The 268-nt window shown below is 64.9% G+C and carries 1 protein-coding gene; it reads left to right on the forward strand.

Annotated elements, in window-relative coordinates:
- Positions 1-53: 53 nt before the first annotated feature.
- A partial coding sequence (locus FS507_RS20040; protein WP_222121473.1) for a hypothetical protein occupies positions 54-268 on the forward strand: 215 nt, incomplete at its 3' end.

Raw genomic sequence — 268 nt, forward strand, 5'->3', positions numbered from 1 at the left:
TGGGGAATATTGGAGAATGGGGGGAAGGGTGATGGAGGGAGGGGGGGTGGGGGATGAGGGTGTTGAGGGAGGGGGAGGGGGGGGGGTTGGGAGGGGGGGATGAGGAAAGGGATGGGGGGGGTGTTGATGGGGATGTGGATGTTGGGGAAGGTGTTGTGGGGGTGATGGAAGAGGGTGGGGAGGTTCTGGGGTGGGGTGAGGTGGGGTTGGAAGATGGGAGCGTGGAGGTCTTGAGGGTGGACAGGGGGGAGGGTGTCGTGGGGATCGG

The sequence above is a fragment of the Corynebacterium glyciniphilum AJ 3170 genome, assembly GCF_007673095.1.
GTDB lineage: Bacteria > Actinomycetota > Actinomycetes > Mycobacteriales > Mycobacteriaceae > Corynebacterium.